The organism is Thiocapsa marina 5811, from assembly GCF_000223985.1.
Taxonomy (GTDB): domain Bacteria; phylum Pseudomonadota; class Gammaproteobacteria; order Chromatiales; family Chromatiaceae; genus Thiocapsa; species Thiocapsa marina.
Map to the genome: position 1 here is coordinate 100,590 of NZ_AFWV01000007.1, position 15,324 is coordinate 115,913.

The 15,324-nt window shown below is 65.5% G+C and carries 15 protein-coding genes; 13 read left to right on the forward strand and 2 right to left on the reverse strand.

The features are described 5' to 3' along the window. Positions 1 to 62: 62 nt before the first annotated feature. The 3 genes from THIMADRAFT_RS11355 to dnaQ all read left to right on the forward strand — a co-directional run bounded on the left by THIMADRAFT_RS11355 (position 63) and on the right by dnaQ (position 2,156). On the forward strand, positions 63 to 824 hold the full coding sequence (locus THIMADRAFT_RS11355) for a class I SAM-dependent methyltransferase (protein ID WP_007193178.1): 762 nt from the start codon (positions 63 to 65) through the stop codon (positions 822 to 824). Then, a complete protein-coding gene (rnhA, locus tag THIMADRAFT_RS11360; RefSeq protein WP_007193179.1) occupies positions 817 to 1,248 on the forward strand; it encodes a ribonuclease HI in 432 nt (143 codons plus the stop codon). Before THIMADRAFT_RS11355 ends, rnhA begins: the two co-directional genes overlap by 8 nt. Before the next feature lie 188 nt (positions 1,249 to 1,436). After that, positions 1,437 to 2,156, forward strand: a complete 720-nt coding sequence (gene dnaQ, locus THIMADRAFT_RS11365) for a DNA polymerase III subunit epsilon (protein ID WP_007193180.1) — start codon at positions 1,437 to 1,439, stop codon at positions 2,154 to 2,156. 166 nt (positions 2,157 to 2,322) lie between these two features. Here dnaQ and fnr read toward each other — a convergent pair whose 3' ends face one another. Both fnr and THIMADRAFT_RS11375 read right to left on the reverse strand, forming a co-directional pair. Then, entirely contained in the window at positions 2,323 to 3,081 is a 759-nt protein-coding gene (fnr, locus tag THIMADRAFT_RS11370) for a fumarate/nitrate reduction transcriptional regulator Fnr (protein ID WP_007193181.1), read from the reverse strand. Positions 3,082 to 3,241: 160 nt separating this feature from the next. Beyond that, complete coding sequence (locus THIMADRAFT_RS11375) at positions 3,242 to 3,640, reverse strand: sulfur globule family protein (RefSeq protein WP_007193182.1); 399 nt, start codon at positions 3,638 to 3,640, stop codon at positions 3,242 to 3,244. 312 nt (positions 3,641 to 3,952) lie between these two features. On the opposite strand from THIMADRAFT_RS11375, the gene THIMADRAFT_RS11380 reads away from it, so the two are divergent. The 10 genes from THIMADRAFT_RS11380 to THIMADRAFT_RS11425 all read left to right on the forward strand — a co-directional run bounded on the left by THIMADRAFT_RS11380 (position 3,953) and on the right by THIMADRAFT_RS11425 (position 15,252). Beyond that, a complete protein-coding gene (locus THIMADRAFT_RS11380) occupies positions 3,953 to 5,596 on the forward strand; it encodes a CTP synthase (protein ID WP_007193183.1) in 1,644 nt (547 codons plus the stop codon). Further along, on the forward strand, positions 5,593 to 6,441 hold the full coding sequence (gene kdsA / locus THIMADRAFT_RS11385; RefSeq protein WP_007193184.1) for a 3-deoxy-8-phosphooctulonate synthase: 849 nt from the start codon (positions 5,593 to 5,595) through the stop codon (positions 6,439 to 6,441). Before THIMADRAFT_RS11380 ends, kdsA begins: the two co-directional genes overlap by 4 nt. Before the next feature lie 216 nt (positions 6,442 to 6,657). Further along, a complete protein-coding gene (eno, locus tag THIMADRAFT_RS11390) occupies positions 6,658 to 7,935 on the forward strand; it encodes a phosphopyruvate hydratase (RefSeq protein WP_007193185.1) in 1,278 nt (425 codons plus the stop codon). Between the two features lie 61 nt (positions 7,936 to 7,996). After that, entirely contained in the window at positions 7,997 to 8,305 is a 309-nt protein-coding gene (gene ftsB, locus THIMADRAFT_RS11395) for a cell division protein FtsB (protein WP_040731094.1), read from the forward strand. Further along, positions 8,302 to 9,012: a 2-C-methyl-D-erythritol 4-phosphate cytidylyltransferase gene (gene ispD, locus THIMADRAFT_RS11400; RefSeq protein ID WP_007193187.1), complete on the forward strand. Its 711-nt coding sequence runs from the start codon at positions 8,302 to 8,304 to the stop codon at positions 9,010 to 9,012. The genes ftsB and ispD overlap by 4 nt, the downstream gene beginning before the upstream one ends. A 113-nt stretch (positions 9,013 to 9,125) precedes the next feature. After that, entirely contained in the window at positions 9,126 to 9,599 is a 474-nt protein-coding gene (gene ispF / locus THIMADRAFT_RS11405; protein ID WP_007193188.1) for a 2-C-methyl-D-erythritol 2,4-cyclodiphosphate synthase, read from the forward strand. A 1-nt stretch (position 9,600) separates the two neighbouring features. Then, a complete protein-coding gene (truD, locus tag THIMADRAFT_RS11410; RefSeq protein ID WP_007193189.1) occupies positions 9,601 to 10,677 on the forward strand; it encodes a tRNA pseudouridine(13) synthase TruD in 1,077 nt (358 codons plus the stop codon). A gap of 378 nt (positions 10,678 to 11,055) precedes the next feature. Then, entirely contained in the window at positions 11,056 to 12,321 is a 1,266-nt protein-coding gene (locus THIMADRAFT_RS11415; protein ID WP_007193190.1) for an MgtC/SapB family protein, read from the forward strand. Positions 12,322 to 12,455: 134 nt separating this feature from the next. Continuing rightward, positions 12,456 to 14,684, forward strand: a complete 2,229-nt coding sequence (locus THIMADRAFT_RS11420; RefSeq protein WP_007193191.1) for a peptidoglycan-binding protein — start codon at positions 12,456 to 12,458, stop codon at positions 14,682 to 14,684. Then, positions 14,674 to 15,252, forward strand: coding sequence for a protein disulfide oxidoreductase (locus THIMADRAFT_RS11425; RefSeq protein ID WP_007193192.1), 579 nt, complete (start codon positions 14,674 to 14,676; stop codon positions 15,250 to 15,252). Before THIMADRAFT_RS11420 ends, THIMADRAFT_RS11425 begins: the two co-directional genes overlap by 11 nt. The last annotated feature ends 72 nt before the right edge of the window (positions 15,253 to 15,324 follow it).

The window sequence follows — 15,324 nt, forward strand, 5'->3', positions numbered from 1 at the left end:
CTACGCCCGCACGACAGTACGCGCAATCACGGTTAACATGCGTCTCTCGAAGAGGCATCGGCATGACTGTGCGCAAGGGTCCGGGCTCGCCCCTGGCAAGACTACAAGATTGGTATCGGTCGCCGCTCGGAGCCGAGGTGGCGGCGCTCGAGAGTGCGTGCGTTCAGCGGCTGCTGAGCGACACCTTCGGCTATTACCTGGTCCAGATCGGCGTGACCGAGAGCTTTCGAGACGCGATGGCCTCGAGTCGGATCCGCCATCGGATCCTGATGCCCTGCGAGCATCCATCCGGCCACGGGGGGCGCGAGGTCGTTGGATGGCCGAGCCGGCTGCCGCTCGCCAGCGATTCGGTCGATGCTCTTCTGCTGCCGCATACCCTGGATTTTTCGCCTGACCCGGACGCGGTGTTGCGCGAGGTCGAGCGGGTTCTGATCCCGGAGGGTCGCGTGATCGTATTGGGGTTCAACGCGCTCAGTGCCTGGGGTCTTTGGTCCCTGCTGAGCGGCTCCGCTGCGCAGGTGCCCTGGTGCGGGCGCTTCCGCACCGCTCATCAAATCGAGGATTGGTTGTCCGTGTTGGGTTTCGATATCGAGGTTCGAGAGCACATCATGTTTCGCCCGCCGTTCCGACGTGCCCTCGGGCCGAGCTTTTCCGCCTTCGATACCCTGGGGCGACGCCTCTGGCCGATCTTGGGCGGGGTCTATTCGATTCGCGCCGTCAAACGCGTCGCGACCTTGACGCCGCTGCGCCCGGCTTGGGGGCGGCGCTCGCTGTTGCGCGGCGGAGCAGCGGAGCCGACGACCCGCCGAGCCGGTCATGCCTGATTGCGTGCGTGCCTACACCGACGGTGCCTGCAAGGGCAATCCGGGGCCCGGGGGCTGGGGTGTCCTGTTGCGCTGGGGGGAGGTCGAGAAGGAGCTGTGCGGCGGCGAGCGCGCGACCACCAACAACCGTATGGAGTTGATGGCGGTCATCATGGCGCTGGAGGCCATGAAACGTCCGACCTTTCTCGAGATCGTCACCGACTCCCAGTATGTGAAGCGAGGCGTCGAAGAATGGATGCCGCGCTGGAAGCGCAACGGTTGGCGTACCGCCGATCGTAAGCCGGTGAAGAACCGCGACCTCTGGGAGCGTCTGGATTCCGCAATCGGCGCTCATCAGGTGCGCTGGAAGTGGGTCAAGGGCCATGCCGGGCACGCCGAGAACGAGCGTGCCGACCGGCTGGCGAATCGAGGGGTCGCGGGCTGAATCGCGTCCGGTAAGACATGCGCAATTTTCGATTCGACTCGGCGTCGCATGACTCGGCTCCCGTCGGTGCAGACGCGATTCAGATCCTTGAATTTCGCTCTTTAAACCGCGTCAGGTACGGGGGATGTGGAGTCCTCGGGGATTCGCTTGCCTGCAACGCAGCGGTTTACACTAGGGATGCGGTTTAAATGAGGCAGATCGTACTCGATACGGAGACCACAGGTCTCGACCCCCAAGCCGGCCATCGCATCATCGAGATCGGATGTGTCGAGCTGATCGACCGCCGCCTGACCGGAAATAACTTCCACCGCTATCTCCAACCGGATCGGCAGATCGATGCCGGTGCCTCCGACGTGCACGGGATCACCAACGCCTTTCTCGCCGACAAGCCGCGTTTCCCCGAGATCGCCGAGAGCTTCCTGGACTACGTGAAAGGGGCCGAGCTGATCATCCACAACGCGGCCTTCGATCTCGGCTTTCTCGATCGCGAGATCGCGGGCTGGAATGCCGAAGCGTCCCGGATCGCAGACCTGTGCGAGGTGACGGACACGTTGATTATGGCGCGTCGCATGCATCCGGGGCAGCGCAACAGCCTCGATGCCTTGTGCAAGCGCTACGGCGTGGATCATCGCCACCGCGACCTGCACGGCGCTCTGCTCGATGCCGAGATCCTGGCGGATGTCTATCTCGCCATGACCGGCGGGCAGGTGGCGTTGAGCCTCGGCGAGGAGTTCGCCACGCCCTCTCACGCCGGGTCTGCCGCGCGGCCGCGCGGCCGGTTGGATCCGAGTCGGCCCCGATTGCGGGTGATTCAGGCCGATCCGGTCGCGCTCGCCGCCCATGCCGAGCGCCTCGCGGCGATCCAGGCTGCAAGTGCCGATGGGTGTGTTTGGCTTCGCGCCGAGTGATGACGCCGCCCGCGGTTTCGTCGTGTGTGGCCCCGGAGGTCCACGCAGCCTCGGTGGAGATGCTTTTTAGGGTTTCAGTCTCCTGAACTGCGCCGTCTCCAGGGGCTGTCGATCGCTCCGAGGCGGATCCAACCCTCCGAACATCACATACCGTACCGGGCGCAGTTTAGCTCTGCTGCTGTTGGCGGCGATTCTGTCCGGCGCCGCCGACCAGCGACTCCAGCGTGGCTAAATCGAGAAGCTGAATGTGCTTGCGGTCGACGTTCATCAGGCCGTCGTCCTGAAAGCGCGTAAAGAGTCGGCTGACGGTCTCGACGGCGAGTCCCAGATAATTGCCGATCTCGTGTCGGGACATGCTCAGATAGAAGTCGGTCGCGGACAACCCGCGTTTGTGCAGACGCTTGGACAGGCTGAGCAGGAAGGCGGCGAGCCGCTCCTCGGCGTTCTTTTTGCCGAGAAGCAGGAGCATGTCCGTATCATGCCCGATCTCTTTGCTGAGCAGGCGATACATCTGATGTTGCAGGCTGGGAATCGTCGCCGTGAGCTCTTCGAGTCGGGTGAAGGGGACCTCGCAGATTGCGGATGTCTCGAGGACCTTTGCCGAGCAGGCATGGATGTCCTTGTCGATCGCATCCAGTCCGATCACCTCGCCGGGAAGATGGAAACCCAGCACCTGCTCGCCGCCCTCGGGGCTCGGCGCGAACGTCTTCACGGAGCCGGTCTTCACGACATAGAGCGAACGAAAACGGTCCCCGTCGCGAAACAAGAAGTCGCCCCTATGAAGCGGGCGGGTCCGCTTTACGATCTCGTCCAGTCTCTCGACATCGTCCGGCGCAAGGCCCATGGGCAAGCACAGCGATGACAGGGAGCAGTTCCTGCAGGCGACGCGAATGGTCTCCAAAGAGATTACTTTGTGCTGGCTCACGGCATCGCCCCTCGGTCTTCGGTCGTCAGATTTTGAACCGCCGCTTGATCTGGATCAAGCGAAGATTATCTTCTTGTCATCAGCGCGACCTCAACCCGCAAAAAAGGCCGCGCCCTTGCGGGCGCGGCCTTGACGCAAGCATGTCGAATCTGCGACCGGTCTACTTCGCTTCGCCGGTCGCGGGAGCTGCCGGTGCGGCATAGGGCGCCGCGTAGGGCGCGCCGTAGTAGGGGGCGCCGTAACCCGGATAGCCATAGCCGTAGCCGGGGTAACCGTAGCCGTAGCCCGGATAGCCGTATCCGTAACCACGTCCGTAGCCGTAGCCGCGACCACGCCCGTAGCCGCGACCGCCGCCGCTCATGTTCATATTGAAATCACCCCAGCCGTCGCCGAGCATGTCGCCGAACAGGTCGCCGAGGCCGGAGCCGTAACCGGGGCCGTAGCCGCCGTAGCCCGGACCGCCCCAGCCCGGACCCCACCACGCCTGGGCCGGACTCACTGCGAAGGCGGCGGCACCTGCGATTGCGGCTGCACTCATCAATCTTGCTGTCTGACGCATCGTTGACGCTCCTCTGTTTGTTCTACGACATCGATCAAGGCCGCTGCGGCGGCGCCCGATCCTGCCGAGCGCCCGCAACGCCGAGAGGGTGTGTTTCGTCATTTGCGAAACCGCGGTGACTATACGCAGCCCGCTCGATTTTGTGAAGGTCAAGCGCGGCGGTGCCCGGCGCGCTCGCGCCCGGCCGGAATTCTTACCATGCGGCTGCCCGCCGCGGCGGGGAATGCCGGCATTCGCATTGAGCCGTTGCGGGGTTTTTGGTAGTTTGTCGGCGGATCCGGGCCATTGCCCTCGACTGCCTCCTCTACCCCCATGACCAAGTTCATCTTCATCACCGGCGGTGTCGTCTCGTCGCTCGGTAAAGGCATCGCGTCGGCGTCTCTCGGGGCGCTTCTGGAGGCTCGCGGTCTGCGGGTGACCATGATCAAGCTCGATCCCTACATCAACGTGGATCCGGGCACCATGAGTCCCTTCCAGCACGGCGAGGTCTACGTGACCGACGACGGCGCCGAGACCGACCTCGATCTGGGCCACTACGAGCGCTTTCTGCGCACCCCGATGGGTCGGAACAACAACTTCACGACCGGCCAGATCTACGAGAGCGTCATCCGCAAAGAGCGGCGCGGCGACTATCTCGGGCGAACCGTCCAGGTCATTCCGCACATCACCGACGAGATCAAGCAAGCAATCCGTCTCGGTGCCGAGGGCGCGGATGTTGCGATGGTCGAGATCGGCGGCACCGTGGGCGACATCGAGTCGCTGCCTTTCCTGGAGGCGATCCGCCAGATGCGTGTGGAGGAGGGGCGCGAGAACGCGCTCTTCATGCACCTGACGTTGGTGCCTTACATCCGCACCGCCGGGGAGATCAAGACCAAGCCCACGCAGCACTCGGTCAAGGAGCTGCGCTCCATCGGTATCCAGCCGGACATCCTGCTGTGCCGGGCGGAGAAGCACCTTCCGGACGAGGAGCGTCGCAAGATCGCGCTCTTCACCAACGTGACCGAGGACGCGGTGATCTCCGCGGTCGACGCCGACAACATCTATCGCATCCCGCGGCTGCTGCATGACCAGAAGCTCGACGAGCTGGTGGTGCGCCAATTCGGGATCGAGGCCCCCGAGGCCGATCTGCGTGAATGGGATCGTGTCCTGGAGGGCTTCGATCACCCCGAGCAGGTCGTGCGCGTCGGCATGGTCGGCAAGTACATGCACCTCACCGAGGCCTACAAGTCGCTCTCCGAGGCGCTCGCCCACGCGGGCGTGCACACCAAGACCAAGGTGGAGATCGTCTATCTGGATTCGGAGGTCATCGAGCAGGAGGGCACGGACGGTCTCGACGGGCTCGATGCCATCCTCGTGCCGGGCGGGTTCGGCGAGCGCGGGATCGAAGGTAAAGTCCAGGCGGCGCGCTACGCGCGCGAGCACCGCATCCCCTACCTCGGGATCTGTCTCGGGATGCAGATCGCCGTGATCGAATACGCGCGGCATGTCGCCGGAATGGAAGGCGCACACAGCACGGAGTTCGATCGCCAGACCCCGCACCCCGTGATCGCGCTCATCACCGAGTGGCGCGACGAGCGCGGCCGGATCGAGACCCGCGCCGAGGGCGTCGATCTGGGCGGCTCGATGCGTCTGGGCGGTCAGAATTGTCGTCTGGAGCCCGGCAGCCTGGCGCGCAGCGTCTACGGTCAGCCGCAGATCCGCGAGCGTCATCGGCATCGCTACGAGTTCAACATCTGCTATCTGAACGTCATGAAGGACGCGGGTATGCGCTTCTCCGGCTGGTCGCTCGACAACCGGCTGGTGGAGATCGTCGAGATCCCGGATCATCCCTGGTTCATCGCCTGCCAGTTCCATCCGGAATTCACCTCGACCCCGCGCGACGGGCATCCGCTCTTCCGCGGTTTCGTTCGCGCGGCGCTGACGCGGCGTCAACTGGTGCAGGATACGCCCGCATGATGCTCTTTCCCGGTTTCGAGGTCGGGCTGGATCGGCCGCTCTTCCTGATCGCGGGCCCTTGCGTGATCGAGAGCGCGGGCCTGGCCGAGGAGACCGCCGGTGTGCTGAAAGAGCTGACCGACGACCTGGGGATTCCCTTCATCTACAAGTCCTCCTTCGACAAGGCCAATCGTTCCTCCTCGGGCAGCTTCCGCGGTCTGGGGATGGAGCAGGGGCTGGCGATCCTCGAGGGGGTGCGCCAGCGCATCGGCGTCCCGATCCTGACCGACGTGCACGAAGACACGCCGCTCGGCGAGGTCGCGGCTGTGGTGGATGTCCTCCAGACCCCGGCCTTTCTCTGTCGCCAGACCAACTTCATCCAAGCGGTCGCGAGCCAAGGCAAGCCCGTCAACATCAAGAAGGGTCAGTTTCTTGCGCCTTGGGATATGCGTCATGTGGTCGCGAAGGCGCGCGCGACCGGCAACGAGCAGATCATGGTGTGCGAGCGCGGCGTTTCCTTCGGCTACAACAACCTGGTTTCGGACATGCGCGCACTCTCGGTGATGCGCGAGACCGGCTGCCCGGTCGTCTTCGATGCGACCCACTCGGTGCAGCTGCCGGGCGGGCAGGGCGATCGCTCCGGCGGTCAACGCGAGTTCGTCCCGGTCTTGGCGCGTGCCGCGGTGGCGGTCGGTATCGCCGGTCTCTTCATGGAGACCCACCCGAATCCCGATGTCGCCCTGAGCGACGGCCCGAACGCCTGGCCTTTGGAGAAGATGCGAGGCTTGCTCGAGACCTTGGCTCAGATCGACCGCTTGGTGAAGTCGGCCGGTTTCGCGGAGCAGGCGTCTCGAGATTCGGTGTGAGGCGACATTCGGTATGGCCGGCACGCCCGGCGATCCCCGCCTGCACGAGCGGGGCCGCGTTCAGGGCTTCCCTGCCGGAGCCGGTTTGAATCGAACAACGAGATCGGGCACGCGTCTGCGATGTACCGATCGTCGCGAGAATCCCCGCTGAGGCACAATACACTCATGCGATTCTTTTGAAGAATCGCGCCGTTCTTGTTTTTGGAGAGACCTATCATGTCCGACATTGTCGATGTTCGTGCCCGCGAGGTTCTTGACTCCCGCGGAAATCCCACCGTCGAGGCCGATGTCATCACCGCCGAGGGCGCAATCGGCCGCTTCATCGTTCCGTCCGGCGCCTCGACCGGCTCGCGCGAGGCCCTCGAGCTGCGCGACGGCGACCGCTCCCGGTTCGGCGGCAAGGGCGTCCTGACGGCCGTGGCCAATATCCAAGGCGAGTTGCGCGATGCGGTCCTCGGCATGGAGGTCGGCGACCAAGCGGCGCTCGATCGCGCCATGATTGCGCTCGACGGGACCGACAACAAGGCGCGTCTCGGTGCCAACGCACTGCTCGGCGTCTCGATCGCAGCCGCGCATGCCGCCGCGCAGGAGAAGGCGTTGCCGCTCTTCATGTCGCTCGCGACCGGACCCTATCGTCTCCCCGTGCCCATGATGAACATCATCAACGGCGGCGAGCACGCGGACAACAGCGTGGACTTCCAGGAGTTCATGATCCTGCCGGTCGGTGCCCCCAGCATCCGCGAGGCGGTGCGTTACGGGGCGGAGGTCTTCCATGCGCTGAAGTCCGTGCTGCACGGGCGTGGCCTCGGGACCGCCGTCGGCGACGAGGGCGGTTTCGCCCCCGACTTGCCCTCGAACGAGGCGGCGATCGAGGCGATCCTCGAGGCAATCCACAAGGCGGGATTCAAGGCCGGCTCGGACATCTATCTCGGTATGGACGTGGCGGCCTCCGAGTTTTACACCGACGGCAAGTATCATCTGAAGGGCGAAGGTCGCACGCTCGACTCCGACGGCATGACCGATCTTCTGCTCGAGTGGGTCGACAAATACCCCATCATCACCATCGAAGACGGCTTGGCCGAAGGCGACTGGGACGGCTGGAAGCGCCAGACCGAGCGCCTCGGAGGCAAGGTCCAGATCGTCGGCGACGACCTCTTCGTCACCAACACCAAGATCCTGCAGGAAGGTATCGACAAGGGCATCGCCAACTCCATCCTCATCAAGGTCAATCAGATCGGCACCCTGACCGAGACCCTGGAGGCGATCGCCATGGCGCACGCCGCCGGCTATACCGCCGTCGTCTCGCATCGCTCGGGCGAGACCGAGGACACCACCATTGCCGATTTGGTCGTCGCGACCGGCACGGGCCAGATCAAGACCGGCTCGCTGTCGCGCTCCGACCGGGTCGCCAAATACAATCAGCTGATGCGGATCGAAGACCTGTTGGGCGACGAGGCCACCTATGCGGGTCGCTCTGCCTTCAAGTGGCTTTGATGGTTGGCGGGCAGGGGTCGCTCATGTCCACCCCCTGCTGCCGAAACTGAAGACACCTTCGATGCGCCTTCTGATCCTCGTGCTGATCCTCCTGCTGGCCGGCTTGCAGTTTCGGCTGTGGGTCGGCGAGGGGAGTTTGGCCGAGGTGCATGGGCTCAAGAGCGAGATCGCGGCTCAGGAAGAGGAGCTGATCCGTCTGCGTGCGCGCAATCAGGAGCTCCAGGCCGAGGTGATGGACCTGCGCGAAGGGGTCGAGGCCTTGGAGGAGCGCGCGCGCCGCGATCTGGGGATGATCAAGCCGGGCGAGATCTTCATCCAGGTGATCGAGCGTAAGGCACAGCAGACGACGCCTCCGGAGGTGAAACGATGAGCCCTTCACCGGCCTTGTGGGCGGTGCTTCCCGCCGCGGGTGTGGGGCGGCGCATGGGCAGTACGACGCCGAAGCAATATCTGGATCTCGCCGGTCGCGCGGTGATCGATCATGCGTTGGATCTCTTCGTGGCCGACGTGCGGATCCGGGGCGTCGTGGTCGCGCTCGACCCGACCGATCGCTACTGGGGGGCGACGGCCTATGCCGATCATCCTAAGGTCGTCCGCGCGCACGGCGGTGCCGAGCGTTGCCATTCGGTCCTGAATGCACTCGATGCACTGGGTACCCACGCCCATGCCGAGGATTGGGTGTTGGTGCATGATGCGGCGCGCCCCTGTTTGCGCCCGGCTGATCTCGATCGGCTGATCGAGGCGCTGATCGAGGACGAGGTCGGCGGCCTGCTCGGCATCCCGGTGCGCGACACCATGAAACGGGCCGAGCCGGGCGATCGCATCGGCGCAACGGTGGATCGCGCCGCGCTCTGGCACGCCTTTACACCCCAGATGTTCCGTCTCGGACGATTGCGTGCCGCACTGACCGACGCCCTGGCCGCCAATGATCTGGTTACGGACGACGCCTCGGCCATGGAGCGTATCGGTCAAGCCCCGCGCCTGATCGAGGGCCATGCCGACAACATCAAGATCACGCGCGCCGAGGATCTCCCGCTCGCCCGCTTCTACCTGCAACAGCAGGGGCGGCTGGGCTAATCCAAACTCTCGAGAGCCTCCAGCCTCCGGCCTCCAGCCTCCGGCCACCGTTGCGCGAGCGTGCACCTGGTGGAGGCAGGAGGCGGGAGGCCGGAGGCTGGAGGCTGTTAACCATGCTCATCGGTCAGGGCGTCGACGCCCATCGTTTCGGTCCCGGACGCCCGCTGGTACTCGGCGGCCTGGAGATCCCGCACGATCAGGGCCTGCTCGCGCATTCCGACGGCGACGTGGCCATTCACGCACTCTGCGATGCCCTGCTCGGCGCGGCCGGGCTCGGCGACATCGGTCGGCACTTTCCGGATACGGACGCCGCCTACGCCGGCATCGATAGCCGCATCCTGCTGCGGCGCGTGATCGCGAGCCTTGCCGAGCGCGGTCTGCGCGTGCACAACGCCGATCTCACCATCATCGCCCAGCGCCCCAAGCTGGCGGCCTACATCCCGGAGATGTGTGCCCGCCTCGCCGCGGACATGGGCTGCGACCTGGCACGCGTCAACGTCAAGGCGACGACGACCGAGCAGATGGGATTTACGGGCAGGGGCGAGGGTATCGCGGCGAGCGCCGTCGTCCTCTTGGCGGATACCTGAGGTGTCGCTGCCGACCTGGACGCAGGTCCAAGCACTCCCCCGGGCCTACGGCGCGCCGCTTGGTCATGGACGCTTGCGCGCGCGACCCGAAGACTTCCTGGTCGAGGAGCAGCTCGGGTTTGACCCGGACGGTGAGGGCGATCATCTCCTGCTGCGGGTTCGCAAGACCGGCGCCAATACGGAGTGGGCGGCGCGTCGTCTGGCGCGCATCGCCGGTGTTCCGGTGTCCACGGTAGGCTATGCCGGCCTGAAGGACCGTCATGCCGTGACCCTCCAGTGGTTCTCGATCCCGCGTCCGCGCGAGGGCATGCCGGATTGGTCGATCCTCCTCGAGGAGCACATCGAGGTCCTGGACGCGCATCCGCATCGGCGCAAGCTCAAGCGCGGTGCCCTGGTCGGAAATCACTTCGGAATCCTGGTACGCGATCTCGAGCCCGAGACCGTGCCCGGGCTCGACGAGCGGCTCGCGAGGATCCGCGCGCACGGAATCCCCAACTACTTCGGCGAGCAGCGCTTCGGACACGACCATTCCAATCTGGCCCGTGCCCATGCCCTCTTCGCCGGGACGGCCGGTCGCGTTCCCCGCCATCAGTCCGGTCTTTGGCTCTCCGCCGCACGCTCTCAGATCTTCAACGAGGTCCTGGCCGAGCGGGTCGAGCGCGGGGACTGGGACAGTCCGCTCGAGGGGGACTGTCTCCAGCTCGCAGGATCCAACTCCTATTTCCTCGCCGAGACCCTCGACGCCTCCACGCGCGCGCGCTGCGAGGGCATGGATGTGCACCCGACGGGGCCTCTCTGGGGCAAGGGCGAGCTGCCTGCGCGCGGATCGGTCCGGCAGCTCGAAGACGGGGTCGGCATGCGCTTCCCGACCTGGTGCGAGGGGCTGGCCGCCTTCGGTCTGGCGCAGGAGCGCCGGTCTCTGCGTCTGCCGGTGGCCGATCTTGCCGCGCAACGGGTCGACGGCGGATTGCGGTTGACCTTCTCCCTGCCGGCCGGCGCCTATGCGACGACGCTTCTGCGCGAGCTCGTCGATGTGACCGAGACCGCGGCGATCGCTGCAACTCCCCGATCCCCTTGAGCTAAACCGCGTCCGGGGCGAGATGCTGACGTTCGGTTGAGCTCGGCGTTCGGTGCATCCACGGCCCTTGGCGGGGACGCGGTTTAAAATAACAACGTTTTTAATCGCTTAAACCGCACCATCTCCAGCGGCCGTCAAATTTGCCGGAGCCGATCCCATCCAAAAACCTCGCATACCGCGCCGGGCGCGGTTTAAGCTGTCCGAATAGTGTGGACGGGTTCGGGGGACCGGCATCACCGTGATCGGAGGGCACTTATGCGTGTGACACGGGCGCCTCGGCGCGGATCGGTGCATGATCTCGGTTACGGCTGGGGACCTCTCGGGGTCTGGTCTTTGATGGTCGCCCCCGGGCAAGCCTAGCGAAGGCGAGGCGGTCACATGATGTTCGAGGATCATCAGGTCTTCATCGAGCTGGCTGTCGCTTTGGCCATCGGTCTTCTGATCGGCGTCGAGCGCGGCTGGAAGGAGCGCGGCGCCGCGGAAGGGCGACGCGTCGCGGGCGTTCGCACCTACGCCTTGATCGGGCTTCTCGGGGGGATTTCCGGTCTATTGAGCGCACCTTCAGGCGCGTTGACCTTGGGAGTGATCTTCGCGGGGCTTGCAGGAGCCCTGACGGTTGCGCACGTCCTGGACTACAGGCGCGACGAGGATGCCGGGATCACCAGCCTGGTCGCCGGCTTGATGACCTTCCTGCTCGGGGCGCTCGCGGTGCTCGGCGAGCTGGCCGTCGCCGCGGCTGCAGCCGTCGTCACGGCCCTGCTGCTGGGGTCCAAGCCGCTGATCCATCGCTGGATTCATGCCATGGAGCAGAAGGACCTCAAGGCCGGTCTTATCCTGCTGCTCATCTCCGTGGTGGCGTTGCCGGTGTTGCCGGATCAGGGTTACGGCCCATGGAACGCCGTCAACCCTCGTGAGATCTGGTGGATGGTGGTGCTGATCGCGAGCATCTCCTTCGTCGGTTATTACGCGATGAGGCTCGTCGGGACGCGGCGCGGAACCTTGTTCACCGGACTCTTCGGTGGTCTTGCATCCTCGACCGCGCTGACCCTGCATTTCTCGCGGTTGGCACGTGCTCGCAGGGAGATGGCCCCCGTGCTGGCCACGGCCATCCTGGTGGCCTGCGCGACCATGTTCCCCCGGATGTTCCTGGTGTCGAGCCTGATCCATCCGCCACTGCTGCCGCACTTGATCTGGCCTGCCGCGGCAATGGCCCTGATCGCCTACGGATTCGCGGCCTTCTACTGGCTGACTCAGCCGCGCGGCGGCGACGACGCGGACGCGCTTCTCGATAACCCGCTGGAGCTGAAATCCGCGGTCGGCTTCGGACTTCTGCTTGCCCTGGTGATGCTCTTGGCGAGGGGCATCGAGAGCTGGATCGGAGCGACCGGTGTCATGATGCTGGCCGCCGTCTCGGGTATCGCGGATGTGGATGCCATCACCCTCACCGTCGCGCGTATGAGTCGGGACGAGCTTGGCGTCGGCATTGCGGTTTGGAGCATCATCATCGCCGCGGCCGTGAACAGCCTCGTCAAGGGCCTCATTGCGGCCTCGGTCGGTGGCGGCGCGCTGGGTCTGCGCGTCACCTTGCCGCTGCTCGGTGCGGGTCTGGGCGGTCTTGGGGTCGCTTGGTGGACGCTTTTTTGATCGGCGTCTTGGTGTTGTTTGTTCTCTTTTCTTCTAAATCGCGTTCCCGCTACGCGCCGTGGATGCATAAAACGTCGAGCTCACTCGAAAGTGAGCATCTCGCCCTGCACGCGGTTTCAAGGAGACGATCGGACATGAGCACGATGAAACGATCCGGCTTCATGCGCGATCTCGTCGGGGTCGCGGCTTGCGCTCTGACATCGCTGTCGGCAGCTTCCTGGTCGTCCACCGCGGAGCTCGGCGAGGAGTCGTCGAGCCCCGTCTCGGTGACCGATGCCGTCTACACCGCGGACGGCAGTGCGCATGCGCTGATGCTTGCGGCCTATCGAGACTGGTCGGAGACTCGGTGGCGCGACTACGACCGAACACAGGATATCTCCCCGCGACAGATGCTCGTTCTGCTCGAGGTCGCCGAGCGCACCGGGGCCAACCTCGGGCAGGCGCTGGCCACCGGAGAGATGGAAAGCGCCTACACCTGGAACGATCATGTTCGGCCCACGATCGCCGACGGTCGGCTGGGCTCGGCGACCGGCGTGTGGCAGTTCATCCCCGCAACCTTCCACGACATCATCAGAAGGTACGGCGCCGAGCTGCTGAGCGCGACCGAGGCCGCGGCGGGTCGCGCTCCCATGGACTTGGGGAACGGCCCTTTTTCCGATGCGAAGGTGCGTCGCCTGATCCGAGACACGATCGAGGGCGTGCGCGATGCGAAGGACGAGGAGCTGCGGCTGCTGCGTCACAACTTCGCGGTGCTTGCCTTTGCCAAGCACTATCTGAGTCTGGATTCGGGGGCGACGACGCCCGAGGAGGATTATCTCTTTCATTTTCTCGGTGCCCGCGAGGGCCGACGCATCCTGGCGCTGGCGCGCGGCGAGGCGCGCGATACCCTGTGCGTGAGGCCCGTCGAAGTGCCGACGGCGCCCCCGCGGGATGCTCCGGGTGGCGCGGCATCGCGCACCGAGATTGCGAACCTGCGGGGGGATATCGAGCGTGAATCCGCGCCGTTGGGCGCCGCGGGCCTGAGCCGAGGCACGCTCCGCGAGCGCTCGGAGCCGCTCGGTCTGCGACGGCCGGATCGGTTGTCCGGGTCTCGGCAGGCTGCGGATGTGATGATTTACGCGCGCCGACCCTCGGACGATGTCGCCGTGTCCAGTCCCCCGCTCATGGCGGCGGCCTATGCACCTGCGCCCGACGCCGCGTCTGTCTTCAACGTGCTGCCGGCGGTGTCGTCGCAGTGGGGCCTGCCCGCCGACTCGCCGACGGTCACGGGCAACCTCGGGATGTTTTATCGCGACGGACGCGGGCAGACGCAGCCCTATACCTGGGGCGAGTTCATGGATCATCTGGCTAGACGCGTACGGGCCGAGAGCCAGCCGTCGATGGTGCGGGCCAAGTACGGTGTCGGCTTTGCTTTGACCGGCGGCGACATGCCGCAGTGGGCCTTCGATCCGACGAAACCGGTCGAGCCGGAAACCTTCAGTCACGGGCCCCGCCGGCGCGTGACGGTGCCCGCGGCGTTGGTGACAGGGCCGCTCGATCGAGACGAAACCCGCCACTACAAGGCACTCCTTGCCGCACTGGTGGACCGAGGTGAGGACCTGCCGGCGGAGACGCTGCCGCCGCGTGCAGCCGCGGCACTGCGTCACCTCGGATTCTTGCCCGCGAATGTCTCGGGGACCGATACGGGCGATCCCGCGGTACACGAGGCGCTGCGCGACTTCAGAGAAGCGGTCGGCAAGGCCGAGCCGGACGATCCGCAGCATCGACATCGGCTCATGCCGGCCGAGCGGGTCGCGCTCGAGATCTACGATCGGCGCATCGCGCGCTATGCCGCGCTGCAGGTCGGCCAGCAGGTGTCCTTGGCCGACGCGCCGGATCTGAGTCGGATCAAGACACTGCCGAGCGGGTTGCAGCGATTGGCTGCGCCGCACCTGGTTCAGCTGCAAACGGCCTTGGCCGAGCGCGAGCTTCTGAAACAGCCGACACGGAAATCCGTTTGGCGCGACAAGAAAAAGAAGAAGCGCGTGTCCTACAAGACGATGCCGTTCGCGGGCAAGGTCGACACCGCGACGCTCGCCGCGCTCGACGCCTTCCAATGGCGCAATGGTCTGCGTAAAACCGGCGGCGTGTTGGATGCCGCCACACTCGGTCTGCTGGGATTGCCGCCGATGGGTGCGGAGATCTTCCGGCCCTTATCCGGCCCCATGTGCTCGGTTCAGATCTGGGCGGGCCGACCGCCGATCTGCGGGATTCGCCGAGACATGCAGGGTCCGGCGGACGTCCTGCGCATCGCGGGGCTCGCGGACCTCGACCCCGAACCCCGGTTTGCGGACATCTTCGAAGGTCCGGCGCATGTCCGGTGATCGGACCCCGAGCGTCTCCGCTCGGCGCGCCAAACACGTGCGCGAGTGGGTCGTCAACATCGCGCTGATCCTGGCGATTGTCGGCGCCGTTCAATGGTGGAAGGCGCGACCCTTGGTCACCGGCACGGCGCCGCCGCTCGTCGGTGTCACCCTGGATGGACAGGCGTTCGATCTCGCCGCGCTTGCCGGACGGCCGGTGCTGGTGCACTTCTGGGCGAGCTGGTGCCCGGTCTGCGGCCTGATGGACGGTGCCGTTGCCGCGATCGCCGAGGATTACGCCGTGGTGACCGTCGCGATGCAATCAGGTGGTCCGCAGGAGCTGCGCCGCTACATGGCGGAGACGGGGCACGCTTTCCCGGTCATCGCCGACCCGACCGGGCAGATTGCGCATCGGTGGGGCGTCGTCGGTGTGCCGGCTACCTTCGTCGTCGATCCTTCGGGGCGGATCCGCGATGCCGTCGTCGGGATCGCGACCCAGCCCGGTCTGCGTTGGCGTTTGTGGCGCGCCGGCCCGGCATCGTCCGAGAGCGCACGGGAGCCTACCGCATCTAAACCGCGGCCAGAGTGAGACGCTCGACAAACCGCAATCCGAACATAAATTAGCGCTTGCTAATTTAGATATTTCTAATATACTGCTCGT

Coding starts and splice junctions, on each gene's coding strand:
- ispF (WP_007193188.1), top strand. CDS start 9,126: ATGCTCATCGGTCAGGGCGTCGACGCCCATCGTTTCGGTCCCGGACGC.
- THIMADRAFT_RS11355 (WP_007193178.1), top strand. CDS start 63: ATGACTGTGCGCAAGGGTCCGGGCTCGCCCCTGGCAAGACTACAAGAT.
- THIMADRAFT_RS11375 (WP_007193182.1), bottom strand. CDS start 3,640: ATGCGTCAGACAGCAAGATTGATGAGTGCAGCCGCAATCGCAGGTGCC.
- ispD (WP_007193187.1), top strand. CDS start 8,302: ATGAGCCCTTCACCGGCCTTGTGGGCGGTGCTTCCCGCCGCGGGTGTG.
- eno (WP_007193185.1), top strand. CDS start 6,658: ATGTCCGACATTGTCGATGTTCGTGCCCGCGAGGTTCTTGACTCCCGC.
- THIMADRAFT_RS11415 (WP_007193190.1), top strand. CDS start 11,056: ATGATGTTCGAGGATCATCAGGTCTTCATCGAGCTGGCTGTCGCTTTG.
- rnhA (WP_007193179.1), top strand. CDS start 817: ATGCCTGATTGCGTGCGTGCCTACACCGACGGTGCCTGCAAGGGCAAT.
- THIMADRAFT_RS11380 (WP_007193183.1), top strand. CDS start 3,953: ATGACCAAGTTCATCTTCATCACCGGCGGTGTCGTCTCGTCGCTCGGT.
- THIMADRAFT_RS11425 (WP_007193192.1), top strand. CDS start 14,674: ATGTCCGGTGATCGGACCCCGAGCGTCTCCGCTCGGCGCGCCAAACAC.
- kdsA (WP_007193184.1), top strand. CDS start 5,593: ATGATGCTCTTTCCCGGTTTCGAGGTCGGGCTGGATCGGCCGCTCTTC.
- dnaQ (WP_007193180.1), top strand. CDS start 1,437: ATGAGGCAGATCGTACTCGATACGGAGACCACAGGTCTCGACCCCCAA.
- THIMADRAFT_RS11420 (WP_007193191.1), top strand. CDS start 12,456: ATGAGCACGATGAAACGATCCGGCTTCATGCGCGATCTCGTCGGGGTC.
- ftsB (WP_040731094.1), top strand. CDS start 7,997: ATGCGCCTTCTGATCCTCGTGCTGATCCTCCTGCTGGCCGGCTTGCAG.